The sequence below is a fragment of the Streptomyces sp. NPDC041191 genome (assembly GCF_055591945.1).
Map to the genome: position 1 here is coordinate 240,731 of NZ_JBVIZC010000009.1, position 20,298 is coordinate 261,028.

Consider the following 20,298-nt stretch of genomic DNA (forward strand, 5'->3'; position numbering starts at 1 on the left):
CGGGTCAGCCCTGAAGGGCCTGCGCGGCGGCGATGCCCAGGGCGACGACGAGGGTCACGACCACGAAGACGAAGAGCCGCTGGCGCAGCAGCCGGGGGTTGGCGGGGCGGCGGCCCGTCGAGGTGGAGCGGGCCCCGGGCCGGGTGCCCGGACGGGACTGCGGCCCCCGCGAACCCCCGGTCCCCGGCCCGGCGGAGGGACGCGACGACGGTCCGGGCCCGCGCCCCCGCCCCCGTTCCCCCCCGGGCGCGCGCCCGCGCGTGTCCCGTTCGGTGTACCGCTCGGTCGGCCGGGCGGCGCTCCGCTCCTCGGCCCGCTCCCGCTGCACGGGCGGCCGGGCGGCCGGCAGCCCCTGCGCCTCGCGCGCCGCGATCTCCTTGAGCCGCATCGACAGCTGGAGCGTGCTGGGACGGTCCTCGGGGTCCTTCGCGAGACAGGCCCTGATCAGCGGCGCCAGCGCGTCCGGCACGCCGTGCAGCTGCGGCTCCTCGTGCACGACCCGGTAGAGCATGACCTCGGAACTGCCGTGCCCGAAGGGCGAGTCGGCCATCGCCGCGTACGCCAGGGTGGCGCCGAGCGAGAACACGTCGGTGGCGGGGGTGACGGCCGCGCCGCGCACCTGCTCGGGGGCGAGGAAGCCGGGCGACCCGACGGCCGTGCCCACATGGGTCAGGGTGCTGGCCCCCGTGGCCCACGCGATGCCGAAGTCGATGATGCGGGGGCCCTTGGGGGAGAGCAGGATGTTGGACGGCTTCAGGTCCCGGTGCACCACCCCGGCCTCGTGGACGGCGACCAGGCCCTCCGAGAGCGCCGCCCCGATCGTGGCCACGTCGGCGGCGCGCAGCGCGCCCTCCTCCGCGACCCGGTCGTGCAGGGAGGGGCCGGGCACGTACTGGGTGGCGAACCAGGGGCGGTCGGCCTCCAGGTCGGCGGCGACCAGCCGGGCCGTACAGCCGCCGCGGATGCGCCGGGCCGCCGACACCTCGCGGGCGAACCGCGACCGGAACTCCTGGTCCTCGGCGAGGTCGGGCCGGATCACCTTCAGCGCCACCCGCTGACCGCGCCGGTCGGACCCCAGGTACACGACACCCATCCCGCCGGCCCCCAGCCTGCGGTGGAGCCGGAACGACCCGACGATCCGCGGGTCCTCGCGCCGGAGCCGCATCATCGCCATGTCCGTCCCCTCGTCCGTTCGACGTGGCACAGCTTACGTAGTGGCGCCCGCACGCGCTCATAGGCCGCGCCCTCGCACCGGGACCGATTGTCGGCACGGGGCGGGCTGTCGGGACCCGGCCCTCTCTCCGTCGCGGCCAACCGCCGTCCCCGAAAACCCACTTGACGGAACGTCCCGTACGCCACCCGCCGTCCGGGAGGGAGGCTTCCCGGCCCCGCCGGCCCGGACACACCTCCGACGATCAAGGAAGTGAGCGATGTCACGCCCTTCTCCACCCGTCCGGCCCCTTCCCGCGTCCCCTCCGGGAAGACCCCGGGACGCGCGTCCGCGTCTCCACCCAGGGGAGTACGCCGCGCGGGCGGGCGTCATCCTCCGGGAGGCCCGCAAGCCGGTACGCGGGCATGACGCCCCGGCGCCCCCCGCTCCCTAATGTTGTCGTCACGCGGCAGGTGCGGCACTCGTCCCCCGAGGTCACGCACCTGCCGCGCCACACGACGGGAGAGGAACCATGGCGCACACGACACCCCGGCCCCCGGGCCACCGCCACCCCCTGGTGGCCACCGCCATGGTCCTTCCCCTCGCGGCCCTGCTCGTGGTCGTCTTCGGCGGCTGGGAAGCGGTGGTCACACAGGCGTCGTCCGTGGGCGTGATGCTGGGGCGCTGAGTGGCGCCCCCGGCCCGGGAGAGCGGTCCGGACCGGGGCATCCGGCCAACAGCCCCGTGGGGACGGGGGTGCGGCGGGCGACAGCGCGGGGCCGGTCGGCCGGGGAGCCGACCGGCCTCCGCGCGTTCCCGCTCCGCGGACGGGCCCCCGCGCCGCCGCGGGGCGGACCACCCGGCCGGTGCCGGAACGCCGCCCGCCCCGTACGCTCCCGGCGTGACCTCCTCCGTCCCGCCCCTGCCCGACCGGCTCGCCGCCCTGGCCCGCGCCGCCGCCCATCCACCGGGCGCCCCCTGCCGCTGCGCGGACGGCCTCGCCGGGGTCCTCGCGGACCGGGACGACGGGACGGTCGTACGCCACGGGGCGCTCGTCGCCAAGGCCCACGCCCCGGGCACCGACCCCGGGGCGCACCGCGCGCGTCTCGCGCTGGCCGCCCACCCGGCCGTCGCCGACGTGTTCCTGCCGCCCCTCGCACCGCCGCCGGACGCCCCGGACGTACTCGACGGACGTCCCGTCACCCTCTGGCCGTACGGTCCGCCCGTCGATCCGGACGACCCCGACGCCGCCCCCTGGGAGGAGGCGGCCCGGCTGCTCGCCCGGCTCCACCGCACCCCGTGCCCGCCGGAGGCCGACGGGCTCCCGGCGATGCGAGCACCGCTCAAGGCGGCGCTCGCGGTGGAACGGATGCGCCGGACGGCGCCGGACCACCCGGCCGCGACCGCGGTCCTCGGCGCCTGGCGGACGGTCCCCGAACGCCCCGCGGGCGCGCCCCGGCTGCTCTGCCACGGCGACTTCCACCTCGGCCAGCTCGTCCGCTCCGGGAGCCCACGCCCCCCGGCCGGTCCGCCGCCCTGGCGGCTCATCGACGTCGACGACCTCGGGCTCGGCGACCCCGCCTGGGACCTGGCCCGCCCGGCCGCCTGGTTCGCCGCCGGCATCCTGCCCCCGGAGATCTGGACCCGTTTCCTGGACGCGTACCGGGAGGCGGGCGGACCGGCCGTGGGCGCCGACCCCTGGGACCGGCTCGACGTACCCGCGCGGGCCCTGACGGCACAGACGGCCGCCCTGGCCCTCGTGAAGTCCACGGCCGGGCGCCGACCGCTCGACGAGGTCGAACAGATGACGGTCGACGCCTGCGTCCGCATCGCCGGACGTCGAACCGGGTAGGCGTCCTCGGCGTCCCCATAAGGTGAAGCCATCATTCGAACGGCAATGTCAGGGAGTTGAGCCGAGCATGCAGTGTCCCAAGTGCCATGCCGCCATGCACACGTACAACCGCAACGGCGTCCAGATCGAGCAGTGCAGCGGCTGCCGGGGCATCTTCCTGGACTACGGCGAGCTGGAGGCGCTGACCCGCCTGGAGTCCCAGTGGGTCCAGCAGGCCCCGCCGGCCCCGCCCGTCCCCGGGGGCTACCCGGCGCAGCCCGCCCCCGCCGCCCCGGCCTGGGGTGCCCCGCACCACGGCGGCGGCCACCACGGCGGCGGTCACTACCGCCAGCGCGGCTTCGGCCGGATGCTCTTCTCCTCCTGAGGAGCCCCGGTGTCCTGAGCGGACCCGGCGACACGGACCGGCCCCGGCGGGCGCCGGCCCGTGTCGCCGGGTCCGGCGGCGGACACGAAGAAGCCCCCGGCCGCTGTCGGCGGCCGGGGGCTCCTTGCTGCGTGCGCGATACTGGGATTGAACCAGTGACCTCTTCCGTGTCAGGGAAGCGCTCTCCCGCTGAGCTAATCGCGCGGGCCGGGCACGAGGTGTCCGGAGGTGGGGCGTACTGCGTGCGCGATACTGGGATTGAACCAGTGACCTCTTCCGTGTCAGGGAAGCGCTCTCCCGCTGAGCTAATCGCGCGGGGGACCCGAAGGTCCGGTGGACGATACTGGGATTGAACCAGTGACCTCTTCCGTGTCAGGGAAGCGCTCTCCCGCTGAGCTAATCGTCCTTGGAGGTGGAGACGGGATTTGAACCCGTGTAGACGGCTTTGCAGGCCGTTGCCTCGCCTCTCGGCCACTCCACCAGGAGTGAATACAGGGGTTCGGGAAGATCCCCCACATCGAGCGGACGACGAGATTCGAACTCGCGACCCTCACCTTGGCAAGGTGATGCTCTACCAACTGAGCCACGTCCGCTTGTCGTTTCCGGCCCGCTTGCGCGTCCCGGCGACGTGTTGAACTCTAGCGGATTCCCGGGCCAGTACAAAAACGCGTTTCCGCAGCGTGCTGACCTGCGGACCGACCGGGGCGCCGGCCGGGGCGGGCCGGGTGCCGCCCCGGAGGGTTCGCGCGGCGTTCACCGCCGCGCCGCCCGGGTCGCGCGGAGTCCCCGCCGCACGCGATCCGGTGCCGCCCTCCCGTCCGGCCTGGGGCACGTGCCGGACACCGCCGGGCAGACGGGACTTTCGGCGCACGCCTAGACTCGACGTGTGCACGACCTCGCCCCCCTGGCCCGTTTCGGCGGCCTCGTCGCGACCGACCTCCGGGACGTGACCCACGACCCCGCGGCCCTGGACTCCACCGGCTTCTGGGCCGTCTGCGCGGACTTCGAGGGGCGCCTGACCTGCGCCCGCTTCGGGGACGTACGGCCGGACCCGGTGCCCCCGCCCGCGCCGGGTGCCTGGCGCGGCCCCGCCGCGGACGCCTGGACGTCCTCCCTCGACCGCGCCGCCTACACGGCGGGCGTGCGGCGCGTGCGGGAGCACATCGCGCGCGGCGAGGTCTACCAGGCGAACCTCTGCCGGGTGCTGACCGCGCCGCTGCCGGACCCGGCCGCCGCCGACGTGGACGCCCTCACCGCGCTCCTCGCCGCGGGCAACCCGGCCCCGTACGCCGGAACGATCCGCCTGCCCGCCCACGGCGTGGAGATCGCCACCGCCTCCCCGGAGCTCTACCTGCGCAGGGAAGGGGCCCGGATCTCCTCCGGCCCGATCAAGGGGACCGGCCGCACCGCCGCCGACCTCCTGCCCAAGGACCACGCGGAGAACGTGATGATCGTCGACCTGGTCCGCAACGACCTGGGACGCGTCAGCGAGACCGGCTCCGTCACCGTCCCCGCCCTCTGCGCGGTCGAGGAGCACCCCGGCCTCGTCCACCTCGTCTCCACGGTCGACGGCCTGCTGCGCGAGGACGCCGGCTGGCCCGAACTGCTCGCCGCCACCTTCCCGCCCGGATCGGTCACCGGCGCCCCCAAGTCCAGCGCCCTGCGGATCATCGGGGCGCTGGAGACCGCGCCCCGGGGTCCGTACTGCGGAGGCGTCGGCTGGGTGGACGCCGACGCGGGCACCGGCGAGCTGGCCGTCGGCATACGCACCTTCTGGATCGACCGCCCCGAAGGCGTGCTGCGCTTCGGCACCGGTGCCGGGATCACCTGGGGCTCCGACCCGGAGCGCGAGTGGGAGGAGACCGAGCTGAAGGCGTCCCGGCTGGTCGCGATAGCGTCGGGCGCCTACGAGTCAGGCGCCCGCGGGGCGACCGGAAAGGCCATTCCTCGATGAAACTCTGGGTCAACGGCGGTCTGCACGACGCGGAAACCGCCCGGGTCTCCGTACTGGACCACGGACTGACCGTCGGCGACGGCGTCTTCGAGACGGTCAAGGCGGAACGCGGCGAAACCTTCGCCCTCACCCTCCACCTGGAACGCCTCGCCCGCTCGGCGCGCGGCCTCGGCCTCCCCGACCCGGACCTCGACGAGGTCCGCCGCGCCTGCGCCGCCGTCCTGGAGGCCAACCCGATGGAGCTCGGCCGCCTCCGCATCACGTACACCGGCGGTCTCTCCCCGCTCGGTTCGGAGCGCGGCGACGCCGGGGCCAGCCTCGTCGTCGCCCTCGGCGAGACCACCCGCCGCCCCGACTCCACCGCCGTGATCACCGTGCCCTGGACCCGCAACGAGCGCGGCGCCCTCACCGGCCTCAAGACCACCTCGTACGCCGAGAACGTCGTCGCCCTCGCGCGGGCGCGCGAGCGGGGGGCCTCCGAGGCCCTCTTCGCCAACACGGCGGGGCGGCTCTGCGAGGGCACCGGTTCCAACGTCTTCGTCGTGGTCGACGGCCGCCTCCTCACCCCGCCCGTCTCCTCCGGCTGCCTCGCGGGCATCACCCGCGCCCTCGCCGTGCGGTGGACCGGGGCGGAGGAGGCCGATCTGCCGCTGGAGGTCCTGGAGAGCGCCGACGAGGTCTTCCTGACCTCGACGCTCCGCGACGTGCAGGCCGTGCACCGGGTCGACGGGCGCGAGCTGTCGCCCGCTCCCGGGCCGGTGACCGCCAAGGCGATGCGGGTCTTCGAGGAGTACGCGGCCCGGGACCGGGACCCGGTCCTCGGCTGAGCCGGGGCCGGGAGCTGCGGCCCGCGCGAAAACACGATGACGGATGGGCCGCGGGGCGGGTAGAACACCTCTGATGACCACCACCCTGCGGCCGGCCGGGCCGCTTCAGGAGTCGCCCGACGGCGGCCGTTCCCGTACCTACGACGTGTGCGTGAACAGCCGCCGCGTCGGCTCCGTCCGCCTCGCCACCGACCCCGCCTTCGGCGCCGCCTCGGGGGTGATCGAGGACATCCGGATCGACGAACCGGACCGGGGCCGGGGCCGGGGCACGGTCGCCGCGCTCGCCTCCGAGGAGGTGCTGCGGGGCTGGGGCTGCGTCCAGGTGCGGGTGTCGGTGCCCGCCGACGCCGGGACGGCGCTGCGCGCGGTCCGCTCGCTCGGCTACGCCGAACGCAGCCGGAACATGGTCAAGGAGCTGTCCGGCGCCCTTCCCGTGCTGCCGGAGGGCGTCGAGATCCGGCCGATGGACGCGGCCGGGTTCGCCGTGTGGGAGGCGCGGGCCCGGGACGCCTTCGCGCGGAGCTGGATCGAGCGGGGCGTCCCCGAGGAACAGGCCCGCGCCAAGGCCGAGAGCAGCCACCGCGCGCTCCTTCCCGACGGTCTCGCCACCCCCGGCACGGCAATCCACGTCCTCGTCCGCGACGGGCGGCCCGTCGGCTCCCTGTGGACCGGCCGGACCGAACTCGAACCGGGGCGGCGGGCGGCCTACGTGTACGACATAGAGGTCCGGGAGGAGGAGCGCGGGCGCGGCCACGGCAGGGCGCTCATGCTGCTCGCCGAGCGGGTCGCGCGGGAGGCCGGGGAGACCCTGATCGGACTGCACGTCTTCGCGGACAACACCCCGGCGGTCCGGCTCTACGAGTCGCTCGGGTACCGCACGACCCACGTCAACAGCGCCAAGTCGCTGGTGTGACCCGGGCGGCCCGGGCGCCCGGTCGTCCCGGCCGGGGCGTCCGCGTGCCCGGCCGCCGGGGCGCCCCGCCGCCCGGTCCGCTCCTCGCCGAGCCGGGCGGACGGGCGCGCGGACGGTTCCTTCAGGCGCCCAGGAGGCGGTCGGCGATCGTCCCGATCCGCTCCCGCAGGCCCTCCTGGCTCCGGCCGCCGTCCAGGCGTTCGCCGCCGATGACGTAGGTCGGCGTGCCGGTCACCTTGATCGCCCTGCCCTCCGCCTCGTCCGCGTCGACGGTCAGCAGGTGCCGGCCGTCGATCAGCGCGGTGTCGATCTCCTCGGCGTCCAGGCCGAGTCCGGCCGCCACCTCCAGGAGGACCGGTTCGCCCCGCTCGCCCAGCTCGGCGGTCCTGGCGAGCAGCGCCTCCGTGTACGGCCAGCCCTTCCCCTGCGCGAACGCCTCCTCGGCGGCCTGGGCGGCGGCGTACGCGTGCTTGTGCTTCGCCAGCGGGAAGTGGCGCAGCTGCACGTCGAGCCGGTCGCCGTACTCCTCGCGGAGCGCGCGGACGTCGTCGAGGGCCCGGAAGCAGTCGGGGCACTGGAGGTCGAACCACGCCTCCAGGACGACGGGGGAGGCGGGTGCGGTGGTGGAGTCACTCATGGCAGCAGTCTCCCTCACCGGGACCGGGGGAGGAGATCCCGGCCGGGACGACCCGGAGATCTCCCTGAGACCGGTCGCGGGGCATGGCCCAGGGCGGTGGTGGCGTGCAGGATGGAAGGGACGTATCACCCGGACCTGGAGGACCAGCATGCTCGCCGAGACCATCTGTTCCGCGGTGTCCGCGGCGGGCCTGGGCATCGCCGCGATCACGGCGTACCGGAAGCGCTTCCTCGCCGCCGCCCGGATCGCCGCCTACGCGCTGGTGCCGCTCGGCCTGGTGATGACGGGAGCCGTCGCCTGGGTCGCGGACGCGTTGTCGTTCAGCCCGGTGGTCTGGGCGGGCTTCGGCGTGCTCGGCGCCGCCTGGCTCCTCCTCCTGTCCACCCGGGCCGTCGAGCGGCGCCGGGCCGGCCGGCCGGGGGCCGCCGGGGGAGCGGAGCCGAGAGCCGTGGCCCCGGGCGCCCCGGTCCCCTCGCGGACCGTCACCGCGAAGCCGCGCTCCGCCCCGTCGGCGGACGACGACTTCGGCGACATCGAGGCGATTCTGAAGAAGCACGGAATCTGATCGCTTCTGATGATTCCGATGTCCGTCCCGGTTCGGTGAACCACGGGAAGGAGTGAACGACCCCCGCTTCGGGGTGGTTTCCGGAATTTCGGGTGTGCCGTGTGCGCGATCATCCCCCCGAGATGCCGGATACCTCGCGGGACCTCGTCCCCGCCCCCACCGATGCTTCCGCAGACGCCCCCGGCGTCGGCGAAGAGCCGCGCGGCTGCCTGTTCGCGCTCTCCCAGCCGCCGTTGATGATCTTCCTCGGGGTGATCGGATGCCTGCTGCTCATGGCCGCCGTGCACGACCTCTTCGTGCTGTGACCCCCGCTCGTGCCCCCGTCGCCGTCCACCGCCCCGCGCGTCCGGCCGGGCGGGTCAGCCCCCCGCCTCCTTGCGGCGCGCCCGGTACGCGGCCACGTGCAGCCGGTTCCCGCAGGTCCGGCTGTCGCAGTAGCGGCGCGAGCGGTTGCGGGAGAGGTCGACGAAGGCCCGGCCGCAGTCCGGTGCCTCGCAGCGCCGCAGCCGTTCCTGCTCGCCCGCCACGACGATGAACGCGAGGGCCATGCCGCAGTCGGCCGCGAGATGGTCCGCCACCGAGGCGCCCGGCGCGAAGTAGTGCACGTGCCAGTCGTAGCCGTCGTGGTCGGTGAGCTGCGGGGTGGTGCCCGCACCCGCCACCAGCTGGTTGATCAGGGGGGCGGCGATCCGGGCCTCGGGGGCGGAGAAGACGGCCGCGAACTTCTCGCGCACCGCGCGCACGGCCCGCAGGTCGTCGGGGCCGAGGGTGCCCACGTCGCTGATCTTGTGCGCGTGGACGAAGTCGTGGAGGCCCCGGAGATCCGCGAGGGCGTCGTCGCGGTCGCCCTGCGGCGCGGTGTTCATCAGATCGACGACGGTGTCGAGGGCGATCCGGGTGTCGTGAGGGATCAGCACGATTCGCTCCCTGGCCTGCCGCGGGCGGGCGCCCGTGGAATGGCGCTGACTTTAGCGCGACCGGGAGGACGGCACCGGCGCCCACCGCCGCGCCGGCTGCGCGGCGGTGGGCGCCGGATGACGTGCCTGGGAGCTGCCCGCGCGGCGCCGTCTCCCCGAGTCGGACGGCGTCGTGCGGGCCCCTGCCTGGTTCAGCTGTCGGCCAGGATGTGGGAAAGCTCCGTATCGAGGTCGAAGTGCCGGTGCTCGGTGCCCGGTGGCACGGCGGCGTCGGTCCGCTTCAGGAACGACTCCAGGGCCCGCGCCGGGGCCTCGAGCAGGGCTTCTCCCTCGGGGGAGCTCAACGCGATGCAGACGACTCCCTGACCGTGACTACGGGACGGCCAGACGCGGACGTCGCCCGTGCCGGTGGGCCGGTGCAGCCCCTCGGCGAGAAGGTCGCGGGCGAAGACCCACTCGACCGTCTCCTCGGCTCCGGTGTGGAAGGTGGCGTGCACGGCATAGGGATCGGCCGTGTCATACCGCAGGCCCGCGGGTACAGGCAGTGAGGACTCGCTCGACACAACGAGGCGCAGGTGCAGCTCGCAGCTGACCGTGGTGTTCATAAGCGCCAGGGCCTTTCGCTCAGTGTGCGCTCGGGGATTCGCACGTCGGCGCAATCGACATGCCACCTCTGATGCTGTTGTAAACCCCTCTGTCTGGTTTGCGGGCGTTCAGGTAGCTCGTCTGGGCGTGTGTAACTATGGGTAATACCATCGTTCCGGCTGCGGCCCCGGGTCCGGTAGGTTGGATCCATGCATGCGGAGAGTGACGAGCGCGCCGAGGAGTCGGCGGCCGGCCGGGGGGCCGAACTGGGTTCCCGCGCGCCGGAGTTCATCAAGGCCCGCCGGACCCTGCACCTGAGCTGGCAGGTCGGCGTCTTCATCGTGGGGCTCGCCGTGGTCGGCGCCGGCGTGGTCATGCTGCCGCTCCCCGGCCCCGGCTGGCTGGTCATCTTCGGCGGCATGGCGATCTGGGCGACCGAGTTCGTCTGGGCGCAGCTCGTGCTCCGCTGGACCAAGCGCAAGGTCACCGAGGCCGCCCAGCGGGCCCTCGATCCCAAGGTCCGCCGCAGGAACATCGTCCTCACCACCGTCGGCCTGGTGATCGTCGCCGTCCTGCTCGGCGTCTACCTCTGGAAGTTCGGCCTCGTCATGCCGTGGAAGATCGACGAGTGACCCTCCGGCGGTTCGGGAGCCCCGCTGACATGGGGTAACGTATGCGGTGCGCCCGGGCGATTAGCTCAGTGGGAGAGCGCTTCGTTCACACCGAAGAGGTCACTGGTTCGAACCCAGTATCGCCCACCACCCGGACCGAAGGCCCGGAGACGATCACCGTCTCCGGGCCTTCGGCGTTCCCCGGTCCCCTCACCGCATCCGCGCCAGCCGTTCCCGCAGCCTCCGGGCGTCCCGCAGCCGCTGCTCGTACGTGGCGCCCACCGCGAGCAGCAGCAGTCCGGCGAGGGCGGGCGGCAGCCAGCGCGGCAGCGCGCCGACCACCTGCACCACGTACGGGGCCAGCTCGTGCAGCCCGTCCAGGGCGAGCGCCGCGCCGCCCAGCACCAGGAGCGCCCGGAGCCGGAACCGCGCGCCGGCCAGCGTCACCGCGAGCGCCGCGATCCCCAGGACCAGCGGGCGCGTCCACCCCGGGTCCGTCCACGCGGCGCCGAGGCTCGGCAGCAGCGTCACCGCGAGACCGGGACCGTACGCCGTCCAGGAGGACGCCTCCGGGGCGCGCCGCCGCCGCAGGTACCCGACGACGAGGGCCGGAACCGTCACCGGGAGCGTGTACGCCTCCGGGGCCGTCACGTCCCAGGCCCCCAGCCGCACCCAGGTGGCCGTCAGGAACAGCCCCGCCGCCGCCCAGGAGGCGAAGCGGCGCCGCTCGGGCCGGAGCGCCGTCGCCGCCGCGATCACTCCGCCGAGCGCCAGGACGAGCGCCAGGAACGCGGGCCGGGACCCGGCCGGACCCAGGGCCGCCAGGCCCACCGCCGCGCCGGTGATCTCGACCGGCAGGGCCACCGGCCGCGCCCGGGCGCCGACGGCGGCGGTCGCCGCCGGGACGAGGAGCAGGGCGAGCGCGGTCCAGTGGTCCTCGAACCCGCGGGCCGCCGCCACCGCGCACACCAGCCCCGCCGCCGCGAGCACCGCCCCACAGGCCGAGACCGCCCGGCGCGTGCCCGTACCGAGGACGGCGACCGCGGTGAGGAGCGCGAGCACCGCCGTGAGCGCGGCGAACGTGGCACCCCGCACGTCCAGGGCGAGCGCGAGCGCCCCCGCGGCGGACACCAGCCCGCCCGCGTACGCGAGCCGCCCGAGGACGTCGCCCGGCTCCGTCGCGCCGACCCGCGGGAGCGTCCGGCCGGGCCGGGAGGCACCGGTACCGGCCGCCGGCCCCGCCGGGGGCCAGGACGGATACGGGGACGAGGGCGGGACCGGAGGCGGCACGGCGGGACCGGCGGCCGGTGGCACGGCGTCCTCCGGGGCCCCCGCCGCCGGAGCGTCCGTACTTCCGGGCGCTCCGGGCGCTCCGGGCGTCCGGGGCCGGGGCAGGCCGCGGGCCGTCGTCCCGGGCCGGACCGCGATCCACAGGGCCGCCGCCGCCGTCAGCAGCCGGAGGGCGAGCGCCGCCGCGTACGGCAGGTCCAGGGAGACCGGCAGGGCCGTGAGGAGCGACCAGGCCAGGACGAGGGCCCCGCACCGCGCCGGGAGGCGGGGGACGGCCGCGAGCGCGGCGGCGGCCACCGCCAGGACCAGGAGGGCCGCCGCCGGGTACGGGGCGAGGAGGGGCTCGGCGTGTTCGCCCGACCAGACGCCCGTCGTCCGCACCGACGGCCCCAGCGCCCCCGTCACGACCGGCGGCAGCGCCCACAGGAGGCCGAGGCCCGCCGCCGACGCCCCCGCGGCCGCCAGACCCGTCCGGACCCCGCGCGGCAGCCGGGCGCCCGCGCCCGTCCGCCACACCGACGCCAGGACGAGGGCGCACAGCACATACCCCGGGACCGTCCAGTCGGCCGGGAGCGCGGACCGCAGCAGGCCGCCGGGGGCCGCCACCACCGCCAGACCGGCGACGACCGAGGCCGCCACCGCCCACGAGGGCGCCCGCCACGCCGCGTACAGGCACGCCGCCGCGCCCGCCAGGAGCAGCGGCGCGCCGCTCCACGGCGAGGCGAGGGAGAGCCAGCCGCCCGTCAGGAACGCCCAGCCGCCCAGGGCCGCCCCGCCCGCGCCCGCCGTGATCCGGACCGGCAGCGGACGCGCCCGCAGGACCACCGCCCCGTCCGCCACCGCCGTGACGAGCGCCGCCCAGGCGAAGGCCGTCGGTCCCCCGCCGGCCGCGAGCACGCCCAGCGGCAGCGGCAGCTGTGCGGCGGCCGCGGCCGCCGGCAGCGGGACGCGCAGCCGGGGGAGTGCCGAGCCGTACGCCGCCCACGTCCCCGCGAGGACCGCCGAGGCCGCCGCCGTGTACGCGGTGCCGTCCGTCCCGGACAGCGCCGCCCGGTGCAGCGCGTACGCGTCGAGCACGGTCAGGGCCAGGCCCAGCGCCGCCACCGCCCCGGCCGTCGACACCAGGCCCCTGCGCAGCAGCGCCACCGGCGCCGCGAGCGCCGCGCCGGTCACCACGGCCAGGACCGCCGCGCGACCGCCGATCCCCATCGCCCCCCAGCTCACCAGGGTGAACGCGACCGCCGCGATCGTCAGCAGCGTGCCCCCCAGCGTCAGCAGCACGTTCTGCGCGCTCCGCGGCGTCGAGTCCGCCGCCGGCGCCGCCTGCGGCATCGGCGGCACCGGGTACGGCGACGCCGCCCGGACCGGCTGGTACAGGATCTGGATCAGCCAGGCCTGCCGGGTCAGCAACTGGGTCCGGCGCGCCTCGAGTCGGGCCAGTTCGCGGTCGACGAGCACCAGTTCGTCCGCGGGAGGCAGGGTGTTGTCCATGTCCGGAGTGTCGTCCCGGGCCCGGCGGCCGGAAAGGGGCGTCCGTACTCAGATCCCCGTCTGAGTACACCCAGACTGGGGTCATGGACTGGTCCCGCTATCGATTCCGCTGCGTCTGGCGGCTCGCCGCCCCGCCCGAAACCGTCTACGCCGTCCTCGAACGGGCCGAGGAGTACCCCCGCTGGTGGCCGCAGGTCCGCGAGGTGGTGCCCTCCGAGGACGCCCCCGAGACCGCCGGCACCGCCCGCTTCCGGTCCTTCCTCCCGTACGACCTCGTCGTCACCGTCCGCGCCCTGCGCCGCGACCGCGCGGACCGGGTCCTGGAGATCGGCCTCGGCGGGGACCTGGAGGGCTGGGCCCGCTGGACCCTCACCCCGGAGGGGATCGGCACCCGCGCCCTGTACGAGCAGGAGGTCGAGGTCCGCGCCCGGCTCCTGAGGGCGCTCGCCGTCCCCGGCAGACCCGTCTTCCGCGCCAACCACGCCGTGATGATGCGCGGCGGGAGACGGGGGCTCGCCGCCCACCTGCGATCGGTTTGAAGGAAGGACGGAAGTGCCTGTATGGTTCAACCCGTTCCCGGGCGATTAGCTCAGCGGGAGAGCACTTCGTTCACACCGAAGGGGTCACTGGTTCGATCCCAGTATCGCCCACCGGGAGAGGCCGGTCCGTCGGAAGACGGGCCGGCCTCTGTCATGCGCGCGGCCGCGCGGATCACGCCGCCGTCCGCAGCTCCGGGCGCAGCGGCCACGAGGGGTCCACCGCCTCCGGCGTCCCCTGCCGTGCGAACCACGCCTGGAGCCCCCGCGCCTGCGCCGCGTGCCACACCGCCTGGAGCGTGTGCAGCTCCGCCGGGGTCAGCCGCTCCAGACGGGACGAGAAGCGCCGCGCCACCGCCCGTACGACCTCCATCGCGGCCGTCGCGTCCGCCGCCGCGTCGTGCGCCCCCGTCAGCTCCACCCCGTAGTGGGCGCACAGGTCGGTGAGCGTCCTGCGGCCCTTCCGGTAGCGGTCCAGGTGCTTGTCCAGGACCCGCGGGTCGAGCACGCACAGCGGCGCCCCCGCCAGGTAGTCGCCGAGGGTGGACGCCCGGTGCCGCCGCAGCTCCCGGTCGAGGAGCGTCAGGTCGAACGGCGCGTTCATCACCACCAGCGGACGCCCCGTCGCGGTCTGTTCGGTCAGTGCCCGCGCCACCTCCTCCATCACGGGAGCGGGCCACCGGCCGTTCCGTTGGAGGTGACCGTCCGTCAGGCCGTGTACGGCGGTGGCCTCCGCGGGCACGGGTACGCCCGGGTTCACCAGCCAGCGCGTCACGCGCGGACGCGCCCCCGCCGCGTCCTGTACGACGAGAGCGGCCGAGACGATCCGGTCGCCCTCGACGTCGACTCCCGTGGTCTCCGTGTCGAAAGCGGCCAGGGGCCCTTCGTACCAGTGCAACGTCATCCCCGAACTCCCTGCGCCCGTGCGGCAGATGGCCGACCCCCTGCCCCGAAACGGTGATACCCGGACTGTTTGCGCCGTACGCGGACCGGTCACAACAGAAGGGACGGGGAAGGAAGACGACATGGCGCTCGCCCAGCCCGGGGCGGGTGGGCCCCCGCCCGGGCGGGCGGCACCGGCCCGCGGCTCACTCGCCACCACCGCCTGCATGGAGACCCTCCAGGTGGGATACCTGCACGCCGTCGCCGCCGCGGCCGGCTGCTCGCTGTCCCAGCCCTTTCCGGACAACGGCATCGACTGGCACGTGAGCCACAGCGCTCCCGGGCACACCGTCGACGACGAGGTGACCATCAAGGTGCAGCTCAAGTGCACCTACCAGATACCGCCGCGCCCCTCCGGGAGCGCCTTCTCCTTCACCCTGGACAACGACCACCTGGTGAAGCTCGCCCGGACCCCCGTGTCCGTGCACAAGATCCTGGTCGTGATGCTCGTCCCGAGGTCACGGGAGGACTGGCTGAGGGCGAGCCACGACCGGCTCGACCTGCGGCACTGCTGCTACTGGATCAACCTGGCCGGGCACCCGGTCACGGGGCGGCGCCGGACCACCGTGCGCGTGCCGACGGCACGGATCTTCGACGACCGGGCGCTCTGCGAGATCATGACCCGGGTCGGCGTGGGAGGGAGACCCTGATGCACCGGCCGACCGACGACCCCGGACCCGACGGCGCCGGACCCGACGACCCCGGACCCGACGACCCCGGACCCGACGGCGCCGGGGGTTCCGGGGGAGGGGAGGGCGGAGGCGGGTACGGTCCGGTCTTCCCGCCCCGCCGCCCCCGCCCGGTGCCCGGACCCCGCCCCGGGCTCCCCGCCCCGCCCGCCGGCCCCTGGGACGGCGCCCGGGGCGCGCCCGACCCCGGCCGCGTCGATCCGCGCGTCCTCGGCGCCCTGCTCGCCCGCCACGGCTGGCGGCGGCGCGGCGGGGTGCCCGGCCGTTACGGCCGCTGGACCCCGCCCGGGGGCGCCGCCACCAGCCTCCTCGTCCCCGAGAGCCGCGCCTTCCCGGACTGCGAGGACCTGCTCGGCGAGGCCCTCGCCGCCCTCGCCCGCGGCACCGCCCCCTCCGCCCGCGAGATCCTCACCGGCGTCGCCGTCCCCAGCGACGAGGTCCGCTGGTGGCGGGACGTGCCCCCGGGCCCGGCCGGAACCGTCCCCTGGACCGTGCGGGACCAGCTCGGCTCGGCCGCCCGCCGGCTCCTTCTCGCCGGGGCCCTCGCCGTGTGCGACCGGGCCGGCTACCACGGGGCCCGGCACCGGCGCCAGGCCCGGAGTTCCCTGGAGACCGTCCTCGTCGGAGCGGACCCCGGCGGGCACGGCCTCACCGCCTTCCTGCCCGTCGACCCCGGCCGCCCGCTCGCCGTCCGGCTCCACCACGCGCTCCACGCGGCCCGCGAGGCCACCGACTACCGGCGGGCCACCGGCGGCGCGGAGGCGTTCGACGCCGCCGTCGGGGCCGGCGTCAGCCACGAACTCACCGAGGCCCTGATCGCTCTCGTCCGGGGCACGGAGGGCGCCCGCGTCGCCCTGGAGTGGGCCCCGGCCGCCGGGCCGCCCGAGGGGTGCGCCGCCCGCCCCGAACCCGTCGAGTTCTCCCCCGGCGACCTGCCGGCCCTGCGCGAGGCGAGCGCCCGCTACCTGGCCGGCGAGCCCTCCGTGCCGGTCCGCCTCACCGGCGCCGTCGTCCGCATGCGCCGCTCCGGCCCCCGGGGCGAGGGCACCGTCCGGCTGCGCGTCCTCGGCGGCGCGGAGGTCCCGCACGTCCGCGTCGTCCTCGACGAGGAGGCGTACCGCACCGCCGGCCACGCCCACCTCGTCGGGCTCCCCATCCGTGTCTCCGGCCGTCTGGAGAGCCGGGGCGGCTTCCGCCGCCTCACCGGCGCGTCCGGCGTCGTCCCCGTCCAGGTCGACGAGACCGAGCGGGACCGCCTGATGAAGGCGCTCCACGAGAACCTGGACTTCTTCGGGGAGGCGTGCGGACCGGAGGACTGAGGGGCGGAGCGGCCGGCCGGAACTCCGGAGACGGGTGCGGGGCGGAGCCCGTAGGATCGGCGGTGCGCGGCACCTCGTCTCTGTCGCGCGCCACCGGCGCCGACACCTCGTGTCTGTCCGCGCCCCGATGTATGGAGTACCCGTGTCCGATGTCCGTGTGACCGTCCAGTCCGCTTCCGAACCTGAGGAGAGGACGGTGAGCGCGGGCACCACCGCCGGCGCCCTGTTCGCCGACGACCGTACGATCGTCGCCGCCCGCGTCGGCGGTGAGCTGAAGGACCTGTCGTACGAGCTCGCCGACGGCGACGTCGTCGAGGGCGTCGGGATCTCCTCCCCGGACGGTCTCGACATCCTGCGCCACTCGACCGCCCACGTCATGGCCCAGGCCGTGCAGGAGCTCTTCCCCGAGGCCAAGCTGGGCATCGGCCCGCCGGTCCGGGACGGCTTCTACTACGACTTCGACGTCGACCGGCCCTTCACCCCCGAGGACCTCAAGGTCATCGAGAAGAAGATGCAGGAGATCCAGAAGCGCGGGCAGCGGTTCGCCCGCCGCGTGGTCTCCGACGAGGCGGCCCGCGAGGAGCTGGCCGACGAGCCGTACAAGCTGGAGCTCATCGGCATCAAGGGCGCGGCCTCGGCCGACGACGGCGCGAACGTCGAGGTGGGCGGCGGCGAGCTGACCATCTACGACAACCTCGACGCCAAGACCGGCGAGCTGTGCTGGAAGGACCTCTGCCGCGGTCCCCACCTGCCGACCACCCGGAACATCCCGGCGTTCAAGCTGATGCGGAACGCGGCCGCCTACTGGCGCGGCAGCGAGAAGAACCCGATGCTCCAGCGCATCTACGGCACCGCCTGGCCGTCGAAGGACGAGCTGAAGGCGCACCTCGACTTCCTCGCCGAGGCCGAGAAGCGCGACCACCGCAAGCTGGGCAACGAGCTGGACCTCTTCTCCGTCCCGGACGAGATCGGCTCCGGCCTCGCCGTCTTCCACCCCAAGGGCGGCATCATCCGCCGGGCCATGGAGGACTACTCGCGCAGGCGGCACGAGGAGGAGGGCTACGAGTTCGTCTACACGCCGCACGCCACCAAGGGCAAGCTGTTCGAGAAGTCCGGCCACCTGGACTGGTACGCCGAGGGCATGTACCCCCCCATGCAGCTCGACGAGGGCGTGGACTACTACCTCAAGCCCATGAACTGCCCGATGCACAACCTGATCTTCGACGCGCGCGGCCGCTCCTACCGCGAGCTGCCGCTGCGCCTGTTCGAGTTCGGCACCGTGTACCGGTACGAGAAGTCCGGCGTCGTCCACGGCCTGACCCGGGCCCGCGGCTTCACCCAGGACGACGCGCACATCTACTGCACCCGCGAGCAGATGGCGGACGAACTGGACCGCACCCTCACCTTCGTCCTGAACCTGCTCCGCGACTACGGCCTGACCGACTTCTACCTGGAGCTGTCCACCAAGGACCCGGAGAAGTTCGTCGGCTCCGACGAGGTGTGGGAGGAGGCCACCGCGGTCCTCCAGCAGGTCGCCGAGAAGCAGGGCCTCCCGCTGACCCCCGACCCGGGCGGCGCCGCGTTCTACGGGCCGAAGATCTCCGTGCAGGCGCGGGACGCCATCGGCCGCACCTGGCAGATGTCGACCGTGCAGCTCGACTTCAACCTGCCGGAGCGCTTCGACCTGGAGTACACCGCGCCGGACGGCACCAAGCAGCGCCCGGTCATGATCCACCGCGCGCTGTTCGGCTCGATCGAGCGGTTCTTCGCGGTGCTCCTGGAGCACTACGCGGGCGCGATGCCGCCGTGGCTGGCGCCCGTGCAGGCGGCCGGCATCCCGATCGGCGACGCGCACGTCGAGTACCTCCAGGACTTCGCGGCCGAGGCGAAGAGGCTGGGGCTGCGGGTCGACGTGGACGCGTCCTCCGACCGGATGCAGAAGAAGATCAGGACCTGGCAGAAGCAGAAGGTCCCGTTCATGATCATCGTCGGTGACGACGACATGGCGGCCGGCACCGTCTCCTTCCGCTACCGCGACGGGTCGCAGGAGAACGGCATCCCGCGCGAGCAGGCGCTGGCGAAGCTCGTCGACGTGGTGGAGAGCCGCGTCCAGGTGTGACGGGAGCCCGCGTGAGCGGGGCCGTTCGAAAGGCGCACGAGCACGAGGCGTCGTGCCCCCCGCCCGCGCGGGGGTCAGGCCCCCGGGGGATCCCCCGGGGGCCTTCCCGCGTCCGTCCGCCTCTCGTCCTCCCGCGTGAACGCCTGCACCAGCCAGGACGAGAACGAGCCCGTCACCGCCCCCAGCAGCGCCAGGCCGCAGGCCATCAGGCCCACCGCCGTCACCCGGCCGGCCGGGGTCACCGGGGAGACGTCCCCGTACCCCACCGTCGCCAGCGTCGAGCAGGCCCACCACACCGAGTCGCCGAAGGTGAGGATCGTGGCGCCGGGGGCGTCCACCTCGTGGTGGTAGACCGTGAGCGCCCCCGCGAAGCCCAGCAGGGCCACGCTGAGGCCCGAGTAGACCATCACGCGTCCGTAGAGGCCGAGCCTCGGCTCGCCCCGGCGGCGCCGGACCCGCTCGTACACCTTCACCGTCCGCACCGGACGCAGCAGGGGGAGGAGCACGACCAGGGTGTCGAGGGGGTGGGTGCGCAGGAAGCGGAACGGGGAGAGGCCGCTCAGCCGGAGCCGCACCAGGTAGTCCACGACGAAGAAGGCCCAGGTGGTGAGGATGACCGTGAGGCAGACGCCGTGCCAGACCGGGGGGAGCCGGCGGGCGAGGACGTGGACGGCGTAGCCGGTGAGGTAGACGAGGGAGGCCACGGCGAGGGGCACCTCCATGCGGCGGTCCCAGCGCTCCTGCCGGGACGGTGTCGGCGGCCTGTCGCCCGATGGCCTGTCGCTCATCGGACCAGCATGGCCGCCGTACGGATCCGTCGCCCCGGCGACACGTTCCGAACGGACGACGCAATATGCTGCACGACATGACGACTGAGCCGGAGCAGCAGATCGGAGTGGGGACGCAGGACGCGTTCCAGCGCCTGTGGACGCCTCACCGGATGGCGTACATCCAGGGCGAGAACAAGCCGACCGGGCCGGGTGCCGAGGACGGCTGTCCCTTCTGCTCGATTCCGTCGAAGTCGGACGAGGACGGGCTGGTGATCGCGCGCGGCGAGAGCGTGTACGCGGTGCTCAACCTGTACCCGTACAACGGCGGCCACCTCATGGTCGTCCCCTACCGGCACGTCGCCGACTACACGGATCTGGACGCGGCGGAGACGCTGGAGCTGGCCGCCTTCACGAAGCGCGCGATGGTGACGCTGCGGGCGGCCTCCGGCGCGCACGGCTTCAACATCGGCATGAACCAGGGCGCCGTCGCGGGTGCCGGGATCGCCGCGCACCTGCACCAGCACGTGGTGCCCCGCTGGGGCGGGGACACCAACTTCATGCCGGTCGTCGGCCACACGAAGGTGCTGCCCCAGCTCCTCGCGGACACCCGGAGGATGCTGGCCGACGCCTGGCCGTCCGGCGTCTGAGCCGTGGCCGTGGGGGGGGGGGGGGGAGTGTGGTTGTGGAGGGGGGAGACGTGGGGTGGGCGGCGGGGGGGGGGAGGAGGGAGGGGGGATAGCTGGGGGGGTGGCGTTGGGATCTGAGTC

General features: G+C 74.7%; 21 protein-coding genes and 7 tRNA genes. 16 read left to right on the forward strand and 12 right to left on the reverse strand.

The window, feature by feature from the left end; genetic code table 11:
• Nucleotides 1-4: 4 nt before the first annotated feature.
• Entirely contained in the window at nucleotides 5-1,174 is a 1,170-nt protein-coding gene (locus ACZ6AQ_RS19665; protein WP_388698497.1) for a serine/threonine-protein kinase, read from the reverse strand.
• A 508-nt stretch (nucleotides 1,175-1,682) separates the two neighbouring features.
• Here ACZ6AQ_RS19665 and ACZ6AQ_RS19670 point away from each other — a divergent pair.
• From ACZ6AQ_RS19670 to ACZ6AQ_RS19680, 3 genes are all read left to right on the forward strand, one after another.
• Nucleotides 1,683-1,838 (forward strand): hypothetical protein, encoded by a 156-nt coding sequence (locus ACZ6AQ_RS19670; protein WP_388698494.1) that lies wholly within the window; start codon nucleotides 1,683-1,685, stop codon nucleotides 1,836-1,838.
• A gap of 213 nt (nucleotides 1,839-2,051) precedes the next feature.
• Nucleotides 2,052-3,002 carry a phosphotransferase family protein gene (locus ACZ6AQ_RS19675; protein ID WP_468760900.1) on the forward strand — a complete coding sequence of 317 codons (951 nt, stop codon included), beginning with the start codon at nucleotides 2,052-2,054 and terminating at the stop codon, nucleotides 3,000-3,002.
• Nucleotides 3,003-3,069: 67 nt separating this feature from the next.
• Nucleotides 3,070-3,366 carry a TFIIB-type zinc ribbon-containing protein gene (locus tag ACZ6AQ_RS19680; protein ID WP_388698490.1) on the forward strand — a complete coding sequence of 99 codons (297 nt, stop codon included), beginning with the start codon at nucleotides 3,070-3,072 and terminating at the stop codon, nucleotides 3,364-3,366.
• 132 nt (nucleotides 3,367-3,498) lie between these two features.
• On the opposite strand, the gene ACZ6AQ_RS19685 is transcribed toward ACZ6AQ_RS19680, so the two are convergent.
• The 5 genes from ACZ6AQ_RS19685 to ACZ6AQ_RS19705 all read right to left on the reverse strand — a co-directional run bounded on the left by ACZ6AQ_RS19685 (nucleotide 3,499) and on the right by ACZ6AQ_RS19705 (nucleotide 3,959).
• Nucleotides 3,499-3,570, reverse strand: a tRNA-Val gene (locus tag ACZ6AQ_RS19685).
• Nucleotides 3,571-3,609: 39 nt separating this feature from the next.
• A tRNA-Val gene (locus tag ACZ6AQ_RS19690) sits at nucleotides 3,610-3,681 on the reverse strand.
• Nucleotides 3,682-3,700: 19 nt separating this feature from the next.
• Nucleotides 3,701-3,772, reverse strand: a tRNA-Val gene (locus tag ACZ6AQ_RS19695).
• A gap of 1 nt (nucleotide 3,773) precedes the next feature.
• Nucleotides 3,774-3,847, reverse strand: a tRNA-Cys gene (locus tag ACZ6AQ_RS19700).
• A 39-nt stretch (nucleotides 3,848-3,886) separates the two neighbouring features.
• Nucleotides 3,887-3,959: transfer RNA gene (locus ACZ6AQ_RS19705), tRNA-Gly, on the reverse strand.
• A gap of 293 nt (nucleotides 3,960-4,252) precedes the next feature.
• Here ACZ6AQ_RS19705 and ACZ6AQ_RS19710 point away from each other — a divergent pair.
• From ACZ6AQ_RS19710 to ACZ6AQ_RS19720, 3 genes are all read left to right on the forward strand, one after another.
• Nucleotides 4,253-5,320 (forward strand): chorismate-binding protein, encoded by a 1,068-nt coding sequence (locus ACZ6AQ_RS19710; RefSeq protein ID WP_468760901.1) that lies wholly within the window; start codon nucleotides 4,253-4,255, stop codon nucleotides 5,318-5,320.
• Entirely contained in the window at nucleotides 5,317-6,147 is an 831-nt protein-coding gene (locus ACZ6AQ_RS19715) for an aminotransferase class IV (protein WP_468760902.1), read from the forward strand. Before ACZ6AQ_RS19710 ends, ACZ6AQ_RS19715 begins: the two co-directional genes overlap by 4 nt.
• 73 nt (nucleotides 6,148-6,220) lie before the next feature.
• Nucleotides 6,221-7,060: a GNAT family N-acetyltransferase gene (locus ACZ6AQ_RS19720; RefSeq protein ID WP_468760903.1), complete on the forward strand. Its 840-nt coding sequence runs from the start codon at nucleotides 6,221-6,223 to the stop codon at nucleotides 7,058-7,060.
• 121 nt (nucleotides 7,061-7,181) lie between these two features.
• Here the strand turns inward: ACZ6AQ_RS19720 and ACZ6AQ_RS19725 are convergent, their stop codons facing one another.
• Nucleotides 7,182-7,697, reverse strand: coding sequence for a DsbA family protein (locus ACZ6AQ_RS19725; RefSeq protein WP_468760904.1), 516 nt, complete (start codon nucleotides 7,695-7,697; stop codon nucleotides 7,182-7,184).
• Nucleotides 7,698-7,845: 148 nt separating this feature from the next.
• Here ACZ6AQ_RS19725 and ACZ6AQ_RS19730 point away from each other — a divergent pair, with 148 nt between their 5' ends.
• Both ACZ6AQ_RS19730 and ACZ6AQ_RS19735 read left to right on the forward strand, forming a co-directional pair.
• Complete coding sequence (locus ACZ6AQ_RS19730) at nucleotides 7,846-8,262, forward strand: hypothetical protein (RefSeq protein ID WP_468760905.1); 417 nt, start codon at nucleotides 7,846-7,848, stop codon at nucleotides 8,260-8,262.
• Nucleotides 8,263-8,384: 122 nt separating this feature from the next.
• A complete protein-coding gene (locus ACZ6AQ_RS19735) occupies nucleotides 8,385-8,567 on the forward strand; it encodes a hypothetical protein (protein ID WP_388698475.1) in 183 nt (60 codons plus the stop codon).
• Nucleotides 8,568-8,621: 54 nt separating this feature from the next.
• Here ACZ6AQ_RS19735 and ACZ6AQ_RS19740 read toward each other — a convergent pair whose 3' ends face one another.
• Nucleotides 8,622-9,179 carry a CGNR zinc finger domain-containing protein gene (locus ACZ6AQ_RS19740; protein ID WP_388698472.1) on the reverse strand — a complete coding sequence of 186 codons (558 nt, stop codon included), beginning with the start codon at nucleotides 9,177-9,179 and terminating at the stop codon, nucleotides 8,622-8,624.
• A gap of 191 nt (nucleotides 9,180-9,370) precedes the next feature.
• Nucleotides 9,371-9,784, reverse strand: coding sequence for an SsgA family sporulation/cell division regulator (locus ACZ6AQ_RS19745; RefSeq protein ID WP_015032345.1), 414 nt, complete (start codon nucleotides 9,782-9,784; stop codon nucleotides 9,371-9,373).
• A 189-nt stretch (nucleotides 9,785-9,973) separates the two neighbouring features.
• Here ACZ6AQ_RS19745 and ACZ6AQ_RS19750 point away from each other — a divergent pair, with 189 nt between their 5' ends.
• Together ACZ6AQ_RS19750 and ACZ6AQ_RS19755 are read left to right on the forward strand one after the other, a co-directional pair.
• The gene (locus ACZ6AQ_RS19750) at nucleotides 9,974-10,396 is read left to right on the forward strand and encodes a TIGR02611 family protein (RefSeq protein WP_468760906.1); all 423 of its coding nucleotides are present in this window, start codon (nucleotides 9,974-9,976) and stop codon (nucleotides 10,394-10,396) included.
• Between the two features lie 54 nt (nucleotides 10,397-10,450).
• Nucleotides 10,451-10,525, forward strand: a tRNA-Val gene (locus ACZ6AQ_RS19755).
• A gap of 60 nt (nucleotides 10,526-10,585) precedes the next feature.
• Here ACZ6AQ_RS19755 and ACZ6AQ_RS19760 read toward each other — a convergent pair.
• A complete protein-coding gene (locus ACZ6AQ_RS19760) occupies nucleotides 10,586-13,156 on the reverse strand; it encodes an SCO7613 C-terminal domain-containing membrane protein (RefSeq protein ID WP_468760907.1) in 2,571 nt (856 codons plus the stop codon).
• Nucleotides 13,157-13,239: 83 nt separating this feature from the next.
• On the opposite strand from ACZ6AQ_RS19760, the gene ACZ6AQ_RS19765 reads away from it, so the two are divergent.
• Together ACZ6AQ_RS19765 and ACZ6AQ_RS19770 are read left to right on the forward strand one after the other, a co-directional pair.
• Nucleotides 13,240-13,695, forward strand: coding sequence for an SRPBCC family protein (locus ACZ6AQ_RS19765; protein ID WP_468760908.1), 456 nt, complete (start codon nucleotides 13,240-13,242; stop codon nucleotides 13,693-13,695).
• A 39-nt stretch (nucleotides 13,696-13,734) separates the two neighbouring features.
• Nucleotides 13,735-13,806: transfer RNA gene (locus tag ACZ6AQ_RS19770), tRNA-Val, on the forward strand.
• Between the two features lie 61 nt (nucleotides 13,807-13,867).
• Here the strand turns inward: ACZ6AQ_RS19770 and ACZ6AQ_RS19775 are convergent.
• On the reverse strand, nucleotides 13,868-14,596 hold the full coding sequence (locus ACZ6AQ_RS19775; protein WP_468760909.1) for an exonuclease domain-containing protein: 729 nt from the start codon (nucleotides 14,594-14,596) through the stop codon (nucleotides 13,868-13,870).
• 121 nt (nucleotides 14,597-14,717) lie between these two features.
• Here ACZ6AQ_RS19775 and ACZ6AQ_RS19780 point away from each other — a divergent pair, with 121 nt between their 5' ends.
• From ACZ6AQ_RS19780 to thrS, 3 genes are all read left to right on the forward strand, one after another.
• Nucleotides 14,718-15,284 carry a DUF4365 domain-containing protein gene (locus tag ACZ6AQ_RS19780; protein ID WP_388698458.1) on the forward strand — a complete coding sequence of 189 codons (567 nt, stop codon included), beginning with the start codon at nucleotides 14,718-14,720 and terminating at the stop codon, nucleotides 15,282-15,284.
• A complete protein-coding gene (locus ACZ6AQ_RS19785) occupies nucleotides 15,284-16,642 on the forward strand; it encodes a hypothetical protein (protein ID WP_468760910.1) in 1,359 nt (452 codons plus the stop codon). The genes ACZ6AQ_RS19780 and ACZ6AQ_RS19785 overlap by 1 nt, the downstream gene beginning before the upstream one ends.
• A gap of 142 nt (nucleotides 16,643-16,784) precedes the next feature.
• Nucleotides 16,785-18,761 carry a threonine--tRNA ligase gene (gene thrS / locus ACZ6AQ_RS19790; protein WP_468760911.1) on the forward strand — a complete coding sequence of 659 codons (1,977 nt, stop codon included), beginning with the start codon at nucleotides 16,785-16,787 and terminating at the stop codon, nucleotides 18,759-18,761.
• A gap of 74 nt (nucleotides 18,762-18,835) precedes the next feature.
• Here the strand turns inward: thrS and ACZ6AQ_RS19795 are convergent, their stop codons facing one another.
• Nucleotides 18,836-19,549 (reverse strand): potassium channel family protein, encoded by a 714-nt coding sequence (locus ACZ6AQ_RS19795; protein WP_468760912.1) that lies wholly within the window; start codon nucleotides 19,547-19,549, stop codon nucleotides 18,836-18,838.
• Between the two features lie 65 nt (nucleotides 19,550-19,614).
• On the opposite strand from ACZ6AQ_RS19795, the gene ACZ6AQ_RS19800 reads away from it, so the two are divergent.
• Complete coding sequence (locus ACZ6AQ_RS19800; RefSeq protein ID WP_468760913.1) at nucleotides 19,615-20,178, forward strand: HIT family protein; 564 nt, start codon at nucleotides 19,615-19,617, stop codon at nucleotides 20,176-20,178.
• Nucleotides 20,179-20,298 lie beyond the last annotated feature (120 nt).

What these genes read in the sequence shown, in the direction of transcription:
- ACZ6AQ_RS19665 (WP_388698497.1), bottom strand. Translation starts at nt 1,174, where the DNA reads ATGGCGATGATGCGGCTCCGGCGCGAGGACCCGCGGATCGTCGGGTCG.
- ACZ6AQ_RS19670 (WP_388698494.1), top strand. Translation starts at nt 1,683, where the DNA reads ATGGCGCACACGACACCCCGGCCCCCGGGCCACCGCCACCCCCTGGTG.
- ACZ6AQ_RS19680 (WP_388698490.1), top strand. Translation starts at nt 3,070, where the DNA reads ATGCAGTGTCCCAAGTGCCATGCCGCCATGCACACGTACAACCGCAAC.
- ACZ6AQ_RS19715 (WP_468760902.1), top strand. Translation starts at nt 5,317, where the DNA reads ATGAAACTCTGGGTCAACGGCGGTCTGCACGACGCGGAAACCGCCCGG.
- ACZ6AQ_RS19720 (WP_468760903.1), top strand. Translation starts at nt 6,221, where the DNA reads ATGACCACCACCCTGCGGCCGGCCGGGCCGCTTCAGGAGTCGCCCGAC.
- ACZ6AQ_RS19725 (WP_468760904.1), bottom strand. Translation starts at nt 7,697, where the DNA reads ATGAGTGACTCCACCACCGCACCCGCCTCCCCCGTCGTCCTGGAGGCG.
- ACZ6AQ_RS19730 (WP_468760905.1), top strand. Translation starts at nt 7,846, where the DNA reads ATGCTCGCCGAGACCATCTGTTCCGCGGTGTCCGCGGCGGGCCTGGGC.
- ACZ6AQ_RS19735 (WP_388698475.1), top strand. Translation starts at nt 8,385, where the DNA reads ATGCCGGATACCTCGCGGGACCTCGTCCCCGCCCCCACCGATGCTTCC.
- ACZ6AQ_RS19745 (WP_015032345.1), bottom strand. Translation starts at nt 9,784, where the DNA reads ATGAACACCACGGTCAGCTGCGAGCTGCACCTGCGCCTCGTTGTGTCG.
- ACZ6AQ_RS19750 (WP_468760906.1), top strand. Translation starts at nt 9,974, where the DNA reads ATGCATGCGGAGAGTGACGAGCGCGCCGAGGAGTCGGCGGCCGGCCGG.
- ACZ6AQ_RS19760 (WP_468760907.1), bottom strand. Translation starts at nt 13,156, where the DNA reads ATGGACAACACCCTGCCTCCCGCGGACGAACTGGTGCTCGTCGACCGC.
- ACZ6AQ_RS19765 (WP_468760908.1), top strand. Translation starts at nt 13,240, where the DNA reads ATGGACTGGTCCCGCTATCGATTCCGCTGCGTCTGGCGGCTCGCCGCC.
- ACZ6AQ_RS19775 (WP_468760909.1), bottom strand. Translation starts at nt 14,596, where the DNA reads ATGACGTTGCACTGGTACGAAGGGCCCCTGGCCGCTTTCGACACGGAG.
- ACZ6AQ_RS19780 (WP_388698458.1), top strand. Translation starts at nt 14,718, where the DNA reads ATGGCGCTCGCCCAGCCCGGGGCGGGTGGGCCCCCGCCCGGGCGGGCG.
- ACZ6AQ_RS19785 (WP_468760910.1), top strand. Translation starts at nt 15,284, where the DNA reads ATGCACCGGCCGACCGACGACCCCGGACCCGACGGCGCCGGACCCGAC.
- ACZ6AQ_RS19795 (WP_468760912.1), bottom strand. Translation starts at nt 19,549, where the DNA reads ATGAGCGACAGGCCATCGGGCGACAGGCCGCCGACACCGTCCCGGCAG.
- ACZ6AQ_RS19800 (WP_468760913.1), top strand. Translation starts at nt 19,615, where the DNA reads ATGCTGCACGACATGACGACTGAGCCGGAGCAGCAGATCGGAGTGGGG.